Source organism: Prauserella cavernicola (genome assembly GCF_016595675.1).
Classification (GTDB): domain Bacteria; phylum Actinomycetota; class Actinomycetes; order Mycobacteriales; family Pseudonocardiaceae; genus Prauserella_A; species Prauserella_A cavernicola.
The window spans coordinates 943,845-959,062 of the sequence record NZ_JAENJH010000001.1 but is presented as its reverse complement, the minus strand read 5'-3'; the positions used below and the strand labels follow the sequence as shown (position 1 = coordinate 959,062).

Here is a 15,218-nt window from a genome sequence, read left to right as displayed (position 1 = left end):
CGGCAACGACGCCGAGCCGAAAGGAAGCCTTTCCATGTCAACCCAAGACGCGCCGGGGGCGGAGCTCGAGGACGCCTACCGGCTCCGTGCCGAGGACACCAGGGAAGCGCCGACGACACTGCGCGGTCGGCTGCGATACCTGGGCCCCGGCATCATCCTGACGGCCTCGGTGGTGGGTTCGGGCGAGCTGATCGTCACGACCTCGCTGGGCGCACGCGCGGGATTCGTCCTGCTGTGGATGGTGATCGTCGGCGCCACGGTCAAGGTCTGGGTCCAGATGGAGCTGGCCCGCTGGGCGATCCTCAACGGCAAGACCGCACTCGCCGGGTACGCCACCGTCCCGCCGAAGATCGGCCGCATGGGCTGGATCAACTGGCTCTGGATCGGACTCGACCTCGCCAAGAACTTCCAACGCGGCGGCGTGATCGGCGGAACGGCCGCCGCGTGTTCGATCCTGTGGCCCATCGTCGGCGAGCCGTTGAGCTCCGGATCGCTGTCGGTGTGGGCGGTGCTCATCACCGCGCTGACGATCGGGTTGTTGCGCAGCAACCGCTACAGCGTCGTCGAGGCGCTCACCACGTGGTCGGTCGCGATCTTCACGCTGAGCACGGTCGCCATCGTGCTGGTGCTGCCGTTCACCCCGTTCTCCTACAGCCCCGGCGACTTCGCCGACGGCCTGAGCTTCGCGATCCCCGCCGGGACTGTGGGTCTCGCCGTGGCCATGTTCGGCTCCACCGGTGTCGGCGCCGACGACATGACCAACTACACCTACTGGTGCCTGGAGAAGGGCTACGCGCGCTGGACCGGCCCCGACGACGGCACCGAGGAACGGGCCACGCGTGCCGAGGGCTGGATCAAGGTGATGCAGCTCGACGTGTTCGTGTCGTGGCTCATCTGCACGGTCACCACGTTGTCCTTCTACGTGGTGGGCGCGAGCGTGCTGCATCCACAGAACCTGGTACCCGAGGGCAACGCCGTGATCACCACGGTGTCGCGGATCTACACCGACACGCTGGGTTCGTGGGCCGAGATCCTGTTCCTGTTCGGCGCCATCGTGGTGCTGTTCTCGACCAACATCGCGTCCGCGGCCGCCGTCCCTCGACTGTGGACGAACACCCTCGGGCTGCTCGGGGTGATCGACTGGCACGACGTCACGGTTCGCGCGCGGGTGCTGAAAATCTTCACCTTCACCCTGCCCGTGCTGTGGCTGGTGATGTTCCTGTTCGTCCAGTCGCCGCTGGTGATGATGCAGATCGGCGCGATCGCGACCGGGATCTTCCTGCTCGCCGTGCTCATCGCCGTGTGGCGGTTGCGCACGCTCGAGGTGGACGCGCGCTTCAAACGCAACCGCTGGCTCACCGCCGCGTTCGTCATCAGCAGCATCGCCATCTTCCTGCTGGCGATCTACACGGTGCTGGAGGTGTTCGGCATCAAGGTCGCGGGCTCGTAGCGTCGCTCAGCGCATGGTCACCGCGAAGTCGGAGGCGGTGAAGCGGCTCGTTCCCGCCGTGTCCCTGAACTCGATCCCGTAGTCGATCTGGTTCACCGTGGGATCGGCGGGGACGTAGCCGCTCGCGACGGCCCAGTCGATCAGGTCCTTGAGATCGAGAGTGCCCGCGTACTGCGGGTCCTTGGAGACGAACGACACCACGTTCATCTCGGCGGGGGAGCCGTACTTCCACACGTCGTAGGCCTTGCCGTCCGGCGCGGTGTAGGTGGCGACGACCCTGCCGAGCGGCGTGGCGCCGCCGTGGGTCTCCGTCCACACCATCACCTCGGTGTGGCCGTCGGCCCAGCCGATGCCGTTGAGCCACAGGTCGTAGGCGACGTTGTAGCTGCCCTTGCCGGGGCCGGCGCCCGCGAAGCGACTGGTGATGGTGGACCACGTCGACAGGTGCCTGCCGTCCGGGTAGTCGATGTCGTGGTGGGCGTTCGGGTAGCTCTTCACGTCCTCGCCCGTCATGCCGGAGGCCTCGACGTTCCACGACTTCTCCGAGCAGGCGCGGATCGTCTGGCTCATTCCCGGGCCACTGTTCCACGCGTTGTTGTGGACCCAGTAGCCGCCCAGGTTCTCCATCGCGTCGGGCTCACTGCTCTGCCAGACCGGATCGGTGCACGCGGCCTCAGGCGGGCGCGCGGTGGAGCTGGTGGCAGGTGGTGGGGGAGTTTCCGGCGGCGGCGCGGCGGCTCGCACGCTGGTGGACGATGGCGTGCTCGAGCGGGGTGGCCCGGAGTCGTCCGGGGTGGTGGGAGCTTGGTGGGCGACCGGCGCGGAGGCCGTTCTCGACGAGCTGGAGGGGGTCGACGGGACTCCGGCCGACTCGCCGCGTTGCAGGCAACCGCCCGCGGCCGGGACGAGCAGGCAGAGCGCGCACAGCGTCGCCCAGGCTTTTCGGGTCATGCTTTCCGCTTTCTGACATCCCCCACTGGCGTCGTACGGGCCGGGTTCTCCGGCATGGCTGTGGAACGTACTCGGATCGCCGCAAGATCGCAGCTGTCGTCACCGCGTTTCTGACTTGCACCTCACCATCTGTGGACATACGGGTACATCTGGTGACTTATGGGCGCGGTCGCGTATCATTACGATCTTCCTCGCGCGTGACATCTGATGACACCGGCTGACTGTTTGCCCACGGCTTCCCCGCGGCAGACTGAATCACTGATAATCATGTGGCGTTGCTCGTGGGTTTTTTATGCCCTGATGGATGACCTGGGTCTAGTACTGAATTTCCCATCCTGCAGGTCCACCGTAGTACTGGTAATCGAAGTTCTCGAAGATCAGTGTGCCGTGCTCGTTCGTCGCGCCGGTTTCCAGTATTGATTCATACTTCTGGTTCTGGCCGTAGGACCACGGGTCCGCGCCAGAGTCGTATGTGCACATAACCATGTTGGGCAGAGATCGACTGACACCATTGTCCAAGTACTTGAATGACTCGCCGGCAAAGACATCTGTAAGCCAAGAGATCGTCTCGGGATCACTTCCGGTCTGGACAGTGAAGTGCAAAAGTATCACCTTTGGTGGATTGTCCGCGTATGCCATAGCATCAGGATCACACGTTGGCTCAGTGTCGACCTTCGTCAAGGTGAAGCTCGCGTCGCCCTCCGCGCCCATCGCAGAGGGAAAGGTGAACGTGTCGCCCTCGGTGAGGGGCATGTTTCCGCGCTCATTTGTCTCCCAAGGCTCGATTGGTACGCCCGAGTCGTTCTCGGGTGGCGTTCCGGAATCCATCCAGACGGACTGCTGTGGATCTTCCGGGCTTGCTTCACCTCCGCCGCACGCCGAAATGCCGAAAGCGCCTAGTGCGATAGTCCCCGCGATGATCAGTTTCTTCATGATTGATTCGACTGCCCTGTTGCGATGTTTGCAGATTGGTCTTGCCTTACATTTTGCCCCACCTGATCCATGTTCGTACAGGTGAGAATTCTTAAGGCAGCTGTCGTCCTGCCGATGAGCCCCAAACACGCGGGCCGGACCGAGGCCGGCCACTGGCTCGGGCTCGGTGCCGAGCTGATCAGCTTCGGCCGCGCGTTCATCTCCAACCCGGACCTCGTCGAGCGCCTGCGCACAGCCCTGCCGATCGCCCCGGCGGACGAGACGACCTACTACCAGGGCGGCGACGCCGGCTACTTCACCTATCCCGCCTGCCAGCACGCCGCGTGACCGCGAGCTGACCGGCGAGGCTCGCGCTGCGGGTGACAAACTCCGGCCGCGCCCGGCCTTGCCCGTGCGGAACCGGGGGAGGAGCGTGGGCCTCACGGTGGCGTCACCGGGGCGCCGCCCCGACGGCGGGAGGTGCATCGTGTACGCGCGATCCACGACGATCCGGGCGAGGACGGAAGCCATCGACGACGGGGTGGCGCACATCCGCGACAAGGTGATGCCCACGGTCATGGAGATGGACGGGTGCATCGGGTTGTCGATGCTCGTCGACCGGCAGGACGGGCGCTGCGTGGTCACCACGGCGTGGGAGTCGAGAGAGGCCATGCACGCCAGCGCCAAGGCCGCGGACGTGCTGCGGGACCAGGTGGCCGAACGGCTCGGCGGCGACGTGACCGTGGACGAGTGGGAGATCGGTGCGCTGCACCGCGATCACCGTGCGGGTGCGAGCGCCTGCGCCCGCGCCACGTGGATGCGGGTCGATCCCGCCCGGATCGACCAGCTCGTGGCCGTGTTCACCGAGTCCGCGCTGCCCGCGGTGGAACGGCTGGACGGGTTCTGCAGCGCGAGCATGATGATGGACCGCGACTCCGGCCGCTGCGTGGTGTCGGTGGCCTACGACAGCATCGAGTCGCTGGGCCGCAACCGCGAGCGCGCCAACGAGATCAGGGCCGCCGTGCTCGGTGACGTCGGGGCCGAGCTGCTCGACGTCGGTGAGTTCGAACTGACGCTCGCGCACCTGCACGTGCCCGAACTGGTGTGACGTCGGCGCGGGCGGCCTCCACCCGCCTGCGCCGCCGGAGTCCGGGTGGTGCGTCAGCGCCGTCGTACCACCCGGTACCCACTGGTCCACAATGGACTTCGATCACCGCTCGCGGTCGAGGCGGGACCGACCGTGATCATTTCGGTGGGAATGTGCGACGGAAACGCCGGAATGTGATCTCGGCGCTCGGTTGATCGGGCAGAATCAGGGCCACAGCAGCGCTCACCCTGAGTGCTCGCACACTCAGGAGTTCAGCAGCGTGCCACCGTCCTGGTTGATCTGGCTCGTGGGTGGCGTCGTGCTCGTCGCCGCCGGCGTCGCGAGTACATTGCTGCCCCGGCTGCGGGCCCGTGACCTGCGGCGGCGCACGGCGTGGTCCACGGCGAGGGCCGCGATCGACAGTGCCTCGGTCAGCCGCGACGCGTGTCAGGACCAGGTCGCGGAGGCCGAACAGCTGCTCGCGCGCGCGGAGTCGATCGCCGCCGACCGGGGCGGCGCTGGCGCGGCCGACGAGGCGGCCGCGCTGGCCGAGCGGGCCGACCGGCTCTGGCGCGAGGCCCGTCGTGGCTGAGCGCACCGTCCGGCGCACGAAGGAGTGGGCGCGCTGGACGCTGCTCGGCGCTGCCGTGGTGGTGCTCGTGGTCTTCCTCCTGGCGCAACGAACGCAGGACGTCGACGTCAGCTATGGGCAGTCGCCCTCGCAGTCCGGGATCACGGAGGACGACGACGTCTCGCTGAGCGACGCCACCGTGCCGTCGGTCCCGGAGATGAAGGAGATGATCGCCGCCGATCCCGTGGTGCGGCTGCCCGGATCGATCGCGCGGTGGGACGAGCAGGCCGTCCGTGAGGTGATCGGCGACTCCGACGTCCGCATCCTGGTCGCCCCACCAGGGCTGGACAAGGCCGAGCGACGCCGCGTCATGACCGTCGAGGCCGATCTCGAGGAGACCGTCCTCACCGTCGTCGGCACCAGGTCCACCGGCGGGTTGTACGTGGCCGTCGCCGACCGGATCACCGGCTGGCGCTCCCAGTTCGCCACCGGGGACATCACCGGCCACCTGGTCAGGCTCATCAGCAGCCTGGAGAAACGGGAGGATCCGGAGCTGAGCTCCGACTTCCCGTGGCGGGAGCCGACCGGCGCCGAGCTCGACGCTGTCGCCGCCGACCTGCGCACCGACGGGGTGCACGTGGCCGACGGCGCGACGCTCGAGCGCGTGCCAGAGGAGTCCTCGGCGGCGGCGTTCCCGGACGAGGACGCCCTCTACGTCGCGCTGCCCATGCAGGAGTTCGGTGAGGCGGTGCCCCGGTACGGGCCCGCGTTGACGCGGCTCTTCCCGGACCGGCCGGTCGTGGTGATGTACGGCTCGTGGATCGAGTACCACGGTCCGAACGCGACTGACTTCGCCCGGCTGTCGGCAACCGTGTTCTACGCTCATTTCGCCGACCGGCTCTCCCGCTACGACTACCCGCAGACCAACGTGCTCGGTGTGTGGCTCGACCGCGTCACCGACGTCCGCTACGCCGGGCTGTTCGACCGGCCGCTGCCGTACGTGCCGGTTGATCCGCTGACGGTGACCCTGCCCGCGCTGCCGTGGCTGTTCACGGCCTGCGTGGTGGGCTTCGTCGCACTGTCGTTCGGACCACTGTCGAGCCGCCGAGGGTCGCTCCTCCAGGGCCCGCGCGCACGCCTGGCGGGGCTCACCGCGCTGACCATCGAGGTGTCCGGGCTGACCGACGAGCGCAGCGATCCCTCGCTGACGCGCGGGATCGGCAAGCTCGACGCGGCCAGAGAGGCGCTGGAGTCCGAGCTGCCCGCCCGCCAGGTGCGGAGGCTGCTCGACGACGCCGAGAACGAGCTCGACGACACCGCCCGGCTGCTCGGCCGCGACGCCTACCGTCCGCGCAACTACCTCCAGGGCAGGCTCCGATGAGGAAACCAGGTCTGTTCGTCGGTGCGGTGGTGGCCCTGATCGGCTGCGGTGCGCTCGCGGTGTGGGCGCTGGCGACGAGCGGGCTGTTCGACGGTCCGGTCGCGGAGAAGCTGCGCGTGTCGTCGGTCTACGTGGCACCCGAGGTCGACGTCGACGAGGCCGCCGCGGAGCGGATCATCGGCAACCGCGCCCTCACCGTCGCGTTCGTCGGACCGGGCACCGACCTGAGCCGGGTCTGTGACGACACCGGCAACGCCACGGGCGGTACGGTCCTGGTGCCGATCAGCGCGGGCGAGGACGACTACGAGACCTATGCGTGCGACCGGATCAGCGACGAGGTCGGCACCAGCTCGACCGTCGAGGCCTTGACGGTCCGTGGCATCGACGAGTTCCTCGACGAGCCGTTGGAGGCGCTCAAGGTCATGACCGTGAACTACGACCTGCTCGTCAAGGCGGAGGTCGTGCCGGACGGCGCGCGCGTGATCACCCTGTCGCTGCCCCGGTACCTGCTGGCGGCAGCCGCGATCGGGGCGGTGGTGTTCGGGTCGACGATCGTCTACCTGGGCGCGCGCAGGGTCGGCAGGTTCACCGCGGCTCGCCGGGAAAGCAGGGACGCCGCGCACGACTCCCGCCGCGTGCTGAGCGCGGGAGCCGCGGCGCTCGCTCAGCAGATCATCGAGCTCGACGGCTCGTACTCGCGGTTGCGGCGGCGCGTGAAGAGCTCGACCGCCTCCAAAAAGGAGCGCTCGTTCGTGGCGAGGTATCCGACGCTGGTGGGCGATTACACCAGGCTGCTGGCCAAACTCGCCAAGGCGAACGAGAGCAGCACGGCCGCACTCATCGACAAGGTCCAGGTGATGAACCGCAGGGCTCGCAACCTGGCCGAGATCGTCGACCGGACAACGTCGAGCAACGGCCGGTGATCCGGTGTGAGTTGCGACGAAAAGGCCGGATCGTGATCTGCGGGAGCGATTGATCCGGCAGAATCGGGGGCCACGGCAGCGCTCGTCCTGAGTGCTCGAGCATTCGGGAGTTCAGCGACGTGTCCCCATTCTGGTCGATCCGGCTCGTCGCCGCGGGTGTCGCGAGCCGAGAGTCTCGTCGTGGCTGAGCGCACGGCCCGCCGCACGAGGGAGTGGGTGCGCTGGTCGCTGCTCGGCGCGGCCGTCGTGACGCTCGTGGTTTTCCTGTTGGCGCAACGAACGCAGGGGATCGACGTCAGCTACGGGCGCTCGCCGTCGCCGTCCGACGCCGGGCAGCAGAGCGACGAGGACGCCGAGAGCGATGAGACCGGCGCGCGGGGCGAGAGCTCGCTGCCCTCGGTCGAGGAGATGACCGCGATGGTCGCGGCGGACCCGGTGGTGCGGCTGCCCGGCGCGGTCGCACGGTGGGACGAGCGCGACGTCGCCGAGGCGATCGGCGACGCAGACATCCGCATCATCGTCGCCCCGCCCGGACTGGACGAGGACGAGCGCTCACAGGTCCGCGAGGTCGAGAACGCGACCATCGCCATCTTCGGCACCAAGATCACCGGCGACGGCTACGTGGTCGTGGCCGATCGTCTGTCCGGGTGGCGGACCCAGTTCGGCACCGCCGACGTCACCGGCCGGCTGATCACACTGATCACCGAGGTGGCCGAGCGCGAGGAGCCGGAACCGGAGACGACGCCCGAGTTCCGGTGGCGCGAGCCGAGCGGTGCCGAGCTGGACACCGTCGCCGCCGACCTGCGCGCCGACGGGGTGCACGTGGCCGACGGCGCGACGCTCGAGCGAGTCCCGGAACGGCCATCGGAGACGGCGTTCCCGGACGAGGACGCGCTCTACGTCGCCCTGCCCACGCAGGACATCGGTGAGCCGATCGCCCGGTACGGGCCCGCGTTGACGCGGCTCTTTCCCGACCGGCCGGTCGTGGTGCTATACGGCTCGTGGATCGAGTACGACGGTCCGAACGCGACGGACTTCGCCGAGCTGGTCTCCACCATGTTCTACTCCCGGTTCGACGAGCGGCTCAGCGTTGACGGCTACCCGCAGGCCAACGTGCTCGGTGTGTGGCTGAACCACGTCACCGACGTCCGCTACGCCGGGCTGTTCGACCGGCCGCTGCCGTACGAGCCGCCGGACCCGCTGACGGTGACCCTGCCGGCGTTGCCGTGGCTGTTCGCGGCCTGCGTGGTGGGTTTCGTAGTGTTGTCGCTGCGGCCACTGTCGCGGCACAACACGGCGCGCACGCCGGGCCCGCGCGCTCGTCTCGCCGGGCTCACCGCGCTGGCGATCGAGGTGTCCGGGCTGACCGACGAGCGCAGCGATCCCGCGTTGACCCGCGGCATCGGCAAGCTGGACGCGGCACGGGACGCGCTGGACTCCGACCTTCCGGCGCGGCAGGTACGGGCACTGCTCGACGACGCCGAGAGCGAGCTCGACGACACCGCCAGGCTGCTCGGCCGCACCGACTACCGGCCGCGCAACTACCTCGAAGGCGGGCTCGGATGAGGCGGCTGACCCAGTTCTTCGGCACCCTGTTCGGCATGGCCGTGCTCGGCTGCGCCGCGCTCGCGGGCTGGGCGTTGTGGACGGGCGGACTGTTCGACGGCGCGGTCGCGAAGGACCTGCGCGGGTCCTCGGTCCACGTGGCGCCCGGCATCGATATCGACGAGGCCGCCGCCGAGCGGATCATCGGCAACCGCCGCCTCACCGTGGCGTTCCTCGAACCGGGTACCGATCTGCGGGACGTCTGCGACGGCACCGAGGGCGCGACCCGTGGCACCGTGCTGCTCCCGCTCAGCCCGGGGGAGGAGGACTACGACTCCTACCCGTGCACGCGGACGACCGAGGACATCGGCGAAGGCGTGGTCATCGAGACGATCATCGGCCGCGGCATCGACCAGTTCCTTGACCGGCCGCTGGAGGCGCTCAAGCTCGTGGCCGTGAACTACGACCAGCTCGTCAAGGCGGAGCTGGTACCGGACGGTGCGCGCACGGTCACCCCGTCACTGCCCCGCTACCTCATCGCCGCGGCCGCGATCGGCGCCGTGCTGGTCGGTGCCACGATCATCTACCTCGCCGCGCGCCGGGCGGGCAGGCTCGCCGCGGCGCGCAAGGAGCGCAGGGACTCCGCGCACGACGCCCGCAGCGCGCTCGGCGCGGCGGCCGCCGTGCTGGCACAGCAGATCATCGAGCTCGACGGCGTGTACGCACGGCTGCGGCGGCGGGTGAACGCGGGCACGGCCACGGAGGACCAGCGTTCGTTCGTGACCAGGTACCGATCGCTCGTCACCGACTACACCGAGCTGCTGGGTGAGCTCTCGACCATGGACGAGGGCCGCGCGCGCCATCTCCGCGGCCGGGTCGAGAACCTGACCGACAAGGGCCGCAGGCTCGCCAGGCTCGCCGAGCGGGCGACGGCACGCTGACGGGGAGGATCGCCCGTCCTAACGGGACCGGCCCAGTGCGGTGCCGATGATCTCGTCGCGGTCGGCGTGCAGGGCCTGCGCGGCGGTGCGGCCGGTCGCGGCCAGGTAGGCGTCGACCAGCCGGTTGCCGACCGCGTAGCCCGCGCCCGTCGGCAGGCCGACCGGGGTCGCGCCGTAGCGCAGGGCACTCGCGTCGCCGTGCACCCACGCGGTGAAGTTGTGCATGCCGGTCACGTCGAGCCCGGAGACGACCTTGTCGAACACCGCGTCGTCGTGCAGGTGCGGCACGCCGATGCGGGCGTGGCCCAGGTCGTCGCCGTAGAGCTCGCGGGCGAACGCGTCGGCCAGTCCCTCCGACACGACCTGCTCGCCGACCGTCACCGACGCCGGATCCCACACCACCCCGCCCGGGCTGTAGCGCAGGTTGTGGTTCAGCTCGTGCACCGCGGTGGCCTCCAGCCGGGCCAGGTTCTCCGGGTACGGCCAGAAGTTCAGGAACACGTGTCCCGGCACGCTGCCGTTGGCGTTCATGCCGAGGTTCGGTCCCATGAAATGCTCGTCGCCGGGATCGCCGAGGACGATCGGGACGGTGAGGTCCGGCACCGTGATGCCGGGGGTCGCCGCGAGCTGCGCGGCGACGGCGGCCTCGAGCGCCCGTCCGATCCGGCCCCACGCGTCGGCGTCGTGCAATGCCTCCAGCGCCTCCGCGCAACGCTGCTCGTCGCGGTCGAGCGGGAAACCCGAACCGGCGTGGTGCATCGCGACCAGGTCGACCTCGCCGGGGAAGTACCGGTACATCCCCGCGGCGGGTTCGATCATGTCCCGCAGCAGACCGGGCCGGTCGGCCGGGGGCGAGTCCAGGATCGCGCGCATCGCGGGGTAGGTGTCGAGAACCGTGATCGTCATGTCCACGACGGTAGAGCCTCCAGCGACAGGAGACTCCAGCCTCACTAGTTGAACGCATGCACAACTAGTACTAGTGTTCAACTAGTCCGCCGTGGAGGGAACGAGTCGTGGAGAACACCGGAACGAGCCGTGCGGGACTGAGACAGTGGTGGGGGCTCGCCCTGCTGGCGCTGCCCACGATGCTGCTGGGTCTCGACGTCACCGTGCTGTACCTCGTGCTGCCGAGCCTGGTGACGGACCTGGACCCGAGCGGCACCCAGACGTTGTGGATCATGGACGCCTACGGGTTCCTCATCGCGGGGTTCCTGATCACGATGGGCACGCTCGGGGACCGGATCGGGCGCAGGCGGCTGCTGCTGATCGGCGCCGCGGCCTTCGGCGTCGCGTCGGTGATCGCCGCGTACTCCACCAGCGCCGAGCTGCTGATCGCCGCCCGCGGCCTGCTCGGTGTCGCCGGGGCGACGCTCATGCCGTCCACACTGGCGCTCATCGGCACGCTGTTCACCGTCGCGCGCGAACGGGCGCTGGCCATCGGCGTGTGGGCCACGATGTTCGCGCTCGGTATGGCCGCGGGGCCGGTCGTCGGCGGCGCGCTGCTGGCGCACTGGTGGTGGGGCTCGGCGTTCCTGGTGGCCGTGCCCGTGGTGCTGGTGCTGCTGATCGCGGGGCCGCTGGTGCTGCCCGAGTACCGGGCGCCGACCTCGCACCGGATCGACCTGCTCAGCGTGGCGCTGTCGCTCGCGTCCATCCTGCCGCTGGTCTACGCGGTGAAGCACGCCGCGACCGGGGACCTCGACGCGTGGACGGGCCTCGCGCTGGTGGTCGGTGGCGTGGCCGGTGTCGTGTTCGTGCGCAGACAGCTCGCACTGCCCTCGCCGCTGCTGGACGTGCGGCTGTTCGCCGACCGCGCGCTCTCGGCGGCACTGGCGGTCCTGCTCGTCGGCCTGATGGGGGTGGGCGGCGTGATGTTCCTGGTCACGCAGTATCTCCAGCTGGTCGAGGGCTACTCGCCGATGGTCGCGGGGATCTGGATGGGACCACCCGCGCTGGCGATGCTCGTCGCGGCCATCGCCGCGCCGGTGCTCGCGCGGCGGCTCCCACCCGGCACGGTCATGGCGGGCACGCTCGCGATCTCGCTCGTCGGCTACGGCCTGCTCGCGCTGGTCGGACCCGGTAGCCCGGTCGTCGTCGTCGCCGGTTTCGCGCTCGTGTACCTCGGGCTCGGAGCGATCGCCGCGCTGGGCACGGACCTGGTGGTGGGCGCCGCTCCGCCCGAGCGGGCCGGTTCCGCCGCCGCGCTGTCGGAGACCGTGCAGGAACTCGGCATCGCGGTGGGCGTCGCGCTGCTCGGCAGCCTCACCACCGTGGTCTACCGGGCGGCGATGCCGGGCGAGACCACCGCGGCCGAGAGCCTGTCGGCCGCGGTGGCCGAGCGGGCACCCGCCCCCGTGCTCGAGCGCGCGAGTGCCGCCTTCACCACGGGCCTCAACGTCTCCGCGGTGACCGCGGGCGGGGTGATCGCGGTCGCCACCGTGTTCTGCACGCTGGCCCTGCGCCGCGTGCGCCCGCTCGACGCCGAGCCGGACGTCGCGCGCTCCGGCTAGGCTCGCCGGAGCCGAGGAGGTGCGATGACCGAACAGCCGATGACGTCGGCCGAACCCGTCACCGACGGGCGCAGGGCCAGGGGACAGCGCCGCCGCGCCGAGATCATCGAGGCGACGCTGCGGGTGGTCCAGCGCGACGGCGCGGCAGGCGTCACCCATCGCACGGTCGCTCGCGAGGCCGGGGTGCCCGCGAGCCTGAGCAACTACTACTTCGCCACCCTCGACGACCTGCTCGTCGCAGCTCTGTCCACTGTGGCCGACTACTACACCGAGCGGGTCCGGCTCGTTCTCGACGGCGAGAGCGACGAGCTGCGCGGCCTGGCGGAGTTGATCGCCGAGTCGGCGGGCCCCGGCCGCGCTCGCGCGCTGGCCGAGCGCGAGCTGTCGACCCTGGCGGCCCGCCGCCCAGCCCTGCGCCCGGTCGCGCGTCGCTGGCGCGAGGCCGTCTCCGAGCTCGCCCGGCGCCGCACCGCAGACCCGTGTGCGGTGGACGCCGTGGTGGCCGCCTCCGACGGCCTGTGCGCCGCGATCCTGTTGGAGGGCGCGAAACCCGACGTCGATCACGTGCACGCGGTGCTGTCGCAGGCGCTCGGCACGCGTCAGAGCGTGGCGCGGAAGAACCCGGCGAGGTAGTCGCGGAAGAAGCCGAGCGCCTCGGCCGGGTCCTGCGTGCCGTACAGCCGGTCCCAGGCGTCGGGCGGCACGGTGTCGCGCTGTCCGAGCGCGTCGATGAGGTAGCCGTTGTCGGTGGCCGACGAGTGGCCGGTCTCCGGCAGGTGCCTGCGCTGCTTCCAGCCGGTCAGCGCGGGCCACGCGGCGTCCCAGCCGTCTCCGAACTCGCGTTCGCCGACGGGGCTGCTCAACAACGCGAACGGGCGGTCCACGGCGACCTCGCGGTAGAGCGGCCCGTCCAGGCTCACCCCGGCGGCGATCCGGGGATCTGCGGCCATCGCCTCCGCGGTCGCCGCGCCGCCCGCGGAGTGGCCAGCCATACCGATGCGGGTGCGGTCGATGCGCGGAGATCCCTGGGCGAGCAGGTGGTCCACCACGAGCGACACGTCGTCGGCGCGGTTCGCCACGGCGTCCGGCCACGGTTGCCCCTGAGCCTCACACGCGAGGCACGGCAGCACCCGGCCGCCGGGAAACTCGACGTCGGCGGCCTCGTAGGCGTGGTCGATCGCCGCGACCACCATGCCCCGCGAGGCCAGGTTCTCCGCGAGCGTGGTGAGTGTGGCGCGATGGTTGCCCGCGCCGGGGGAGAGGACCACGAGCGCGCGGCCCTGCCCACCCGCGGGCAGCGGTGGCGCGTTCCGGTCCGCGTGGGTACCGATGTGCTGCAAGGCGTCGGCGGGCAGGTCCAGCCCGAGCCCGGACACCATCGCCGCCGACTCCGCCTGGGTCACGTAGTCGGCACTCTGCCCCGTTGGTGACGCTGGATACCAGACGGTGGCCATCAGCTCGCGGCGTCGTTCTGGTTGCCACGGATCGGCGCGGTCGGGGTCGGTCAAGTGCAGTGTGCGCTGCCCGATCGGGTACGACCCGCCGGGCCCGGGCAGGGCCACCGACGTGTGAGCGGACGCGGACGCGGGCGCCACGAGCGCGAGCACCACCGCGGCGACGACAGCAAGAATTCTCATGCCGCCCAGTCTCTGTACCCCCGGCCCGGTCCACACCTGCCGAACCGCAACCCCGACCCCTCACTTTCGTCACCCCCGTATGCGGTGAAGGGCACCTTTACTGCGTTGGATGCAGTAAAGGTGCCCTTCACCGCGGTCACGGTGGGTCACGGGCGTCAGGGGTGGGTCAGGGTTTGCATCAGGAGGGAGACGTAGTGGGTCATGTCCGCCTTCAGGCACGCGGGTTGGGCGTGCTTGCCGGTGCAGCCCCGCGCCCACGTGCTGCCGTCGCCGTAGTCGACGAGCGTGTGCTCGATGCCCGCCGCCACGAGGTGGTCCCTGGTGACGAGGGTGGTGTCGCGCACGACGCTCTCGGCGATCGCCTGCGGCGGGTTGTCGGTCAGGTCGCCGCCGTTGCCGGTGTACATCGCCACGCCCATGCCGCGCAGCGCCTCCACGTGCTGCGCGGGGCTCGTCTCGTTCCACACCGTGTCCAATGGCCACACCGGCGAGCCGAAGATCGCGTCCGGCGGCACCGTCGGCGTGCCACTGCCGGGGAGCTGCGTGGTGGCCACCACCGCGGCACGCTGGGCCTGGTTCAGCAGGTCGAGACCGCCCGAGAAGCTGCCGACGTGGCCGAACAGTTCCGGCCTGCTCTCGGCGTAGTGGAACGCGCCGAAGCCGCCCATCGAGTGCCCGGAGATCGCCCTGCCGTCCCGGTTCGCGACCGTGTGCAGGTTCGCGTCGACGAACGGGATCACCTGGCCCAGGTGGAAGTTCTCCCAGTTCTGCTGCCCGAGCTCCTCGGGCGGATCGGTCCAGTTCGCGTACCAGCCGCGACCGGAACCGTTGGGCGCCACGCTGATCAGCGGCACGCCGCCCGCCGTGGACTCCTCGAACATCTGCTGGTTCGTCGCGGTGTTCGGGTAGTCGGGGTGGCCGTGCAGGTGGTACTGCACCGGGTAGCGGGTCTCGCCGGACGCGTCGTAGCCCTCCGGCAGCGTCACCATGATCACGTGCTCACCGGAGACCTGGCCCCGCATGGCCGAGTACCGGGGCACCTCGCCGGTGCGCACCGTGAACGTGAACGTCCGCTCGTGCTCGTCCACCCACCGCGGCTGCTGCACCACGGTGAGCCCGTGCCCGTCGGTGAAGACGGGCGCGGCGTGTGCCACGGCACCGGGGGCGGCTCCCGTCAGCCCGAGCACGCTCACCAGGGCGAGCGCGATGCCGAGCGCCGCTAGTCTTCCTCTCGCCCGGTGCCGTCGTGCCCCCACGACACGACGGAACCCGGCGGCGCGGTTGGTGCTCCCGCTCATCCGTTCCTCCTC

The 15,218-nt window shown here is 70.1% G+C and carries 15 protein-coding genes; 10 read left to right on the top strand and 5 right to left on the bottom strand.

Annotation, left to right across the window (positions count from 1 at the left end):
• The first annotated feature begins 34 nt into the window (after positions 1-34).
• Positions 35-1,450: an Nramp family divalent metal transporter gene (locus tag JHE00_RS04585; RefSeq protein ID WP_200315028.1), complete on the top strand. Its 1,416-nt coding sequence runs from the start codon at positions 35-37 to the stop codon at positions 1,448-1,450.
• A gap of 6 nt (positions 1,451-1,456) precedes the next feature.
• Here the strand turns inward: JHE00_RS04585 and JHE00_RS04580 are convergent, their stop codons facing one another.
• Positions 1,457-2,401: a GH12 family glycosyl hydrolase domain-containing protein gene (locus JHE00_RS04580; protein WP_230422799.1), complete on the bottom strand. Its 945-nt coding sequence runs from the start codon at positions 2,399-2,401 to the stop codon at positions 1,457-1,459.
• Positions 2,402-2,716: 315 nt separating this feature from the next.
• On the bottom strand, positions 2,717-3,334 hold the full coding sequence (locus JHE00_RS04575) for a hypothetical protein (protein WP_200315026.1): 618 nt from the start codon (positions 3,332-3,334) through the stop codon (positions 2,717-2,719).
• A gap of 114 nt (positions 3,335-3,448) precedes the next feature.
• Between JHE00_RS04575 and JHE00_RS04570 the strand changes: the two genes are divergently transcribed.
• The 7 genes from JHE00_RS04570 to JHE00_RS04540 all read left to right on the top strand — a co-directional run bounded on the left by JHE00_RS04570 (position 3,449) and on the right by JHE00_RS04540 (position 9,761).
• Positions 3,449-3,661 (top strand): hypothetical protein, encoded by a 213-nt coding sequence (locus JHE00_RS04570; RefSeq protein WP_200315024.1) that lies wholly within the window; start codon positions 3,449-3,451, stop codon positions 3,659-3,661.
• Between the two features lie 139 nt (positions 3,662-3,800).
• Positions 3,801-4,421 (top strand): antibiotic biosynthesis monooxygenase, encoded by a 621-nt coding sequence (locus JHE00_RS04565; RefSeq protein WP_200315022.1) that lies wholly within the window; start codon positions 3,801-3,803, stop codon positions 4,419-4,421.
• A gap of 259 nt (positions 4,422-4,680) precedes the next feature.
• The gene (locus tag JHE00_RS04560; RefSeq protein ID WP_200315020.1) at positions 4,681-4,992 is read left to right on the top strand and encodes a DUF6403 family protein; all 312 of its coding nucleotides are present in this window, start codon (positions 4,681-4,683) and stop codon (positions 4,990-4,992) included.
• Positions 4,985-6,352 (top strand): V-type proton ATPase subunit F family protein, encoded by a 1,368-nt coding sequence (locus tag JHE00_RS04555; RefSeq protein ID WP_200315018.1) that lies wholly within the window; start codon positions 4,985-4,987, stop codon positions 6,350-6,352. The genes JHE00_RS04560 and JHE00_RS04555 overlap by 8 nt, the downstream gene beginning before the upstream one ends.
• Positions 6,349-7,275: a hypothetical protein gene (locus tag JHE00_RS04550; protein ID WP_200315016.1), complete on the top strand. Its 927-nt coding sequence runs from the start codon at positions 6,349-6,351 to the stop codon at positions 7,273-7,275. The genes JHE00_RS04555 and JHE00_RS04550 overlap by 4 nt, the downstream gene beginning before the upstream one ends.
• A 180-nt stretch (positions 7,276-7,455) precedes the next feature.
• A complete protein-coding gene (locus JHE00_RS04545; protein WP_200315014.1) occupies positions 7,456-8,841 on the top strand; it encodes a hypothetical protein in 1,386 nt (461 codons plus the stop codon).
• On the top strand, positions 8,838-9,761 hold the full coding sequence (locus JHE00_RS04540) for a hypothetical protein (RefSeq protein ID WP_200315012.1): 924 nt from the start codon (positions 8,838-8,840) through the stop codon (positions 9,759-9,761). Before JHE00_RS04545 ends, JHE00_RS04540 begins: the two co-directional genes overlap by 4 nt.
• A gap of 18 nt (positions 9,762-9,779) precedes the next feature.
• Here the strand turns inward: JHE00_RS04540 and JHE00_RS04535 are convergent, their stop codons facing one another.
• The gene (locus tag JHE00_RS04535) at positions 9,780-10,667 is read right to left on the bottom strand and encodes a DUF2268 domain-containing putative Zn-dependent protease (protein WP_200315010.1); all 888 of its coding nucleotides are present in this window, start codon (positions 10,665-10,667) and stop codon (positions 9,780-9,782) included.
• Positions 10,668-10,774: 107 nt separating this feature from the next.
• On the opposite strand from JHE00_RS04535, the gene JHE00_RS04530 reads away from it, so the two are divergent.
• Together JHE00_RS04530 and JHE00_RS04525 are read left to right on the top strand one after the other, a co-directional pair.
• Positions 10,775-12,271: an MFS transporter gene (locus JHE00_RS04530; protein ID WP_307831813.1), complete on the top strand. Its 1,497-nt coding sequence runs from the start codon at positions 10,775-10,777 to the stop codon at positions 12,269-12,271.
• Between the two features lie 24 nt (positions 12,272-12,295).
• A complete protein-coding gene (locus tag JHE00_RS04525; protein WP_230422798.1) occupies positions 12,296-12,904 on the top strand; it encodes a TetR/AcrR family transcriptional regulator in 609 nt (202 codons plus the stop codon).
• Here the strand turns inward: JHE00_RS04525 and JHE00_RS04520 are convergent.
• Positions 12,871-13,908 carry an alpha/beta hydrolase family protein gene (locus JHE00_RS04520; RefSeq protein WP_200315008.1) on the bottom strand — a complete coding sequence of 346 codons (1,038 nt, stop codon included), beginning with the start codon at positions 13,906-13,908 and terminating at the stop codon, positions 12,871-12,873. The genes JHE00_RS04525 and JHE00_RS04520 overlap by 34 nt on opposite strands.
• A gap of 155 nt (positions 13,909-14,063) precedes the next feature.
• A complete protein-coding gene (locus JHE00_RS04515; RefSeq protein WP_200315006.1) occupies positions 14,064-15,206 on the bottom strand; it encodes an alpha/beta hydrolase in 1,143 nt (380 codons plus the stop codon).
• Positions 15,207-15,218: the final 12 nt, after the last annotated feature.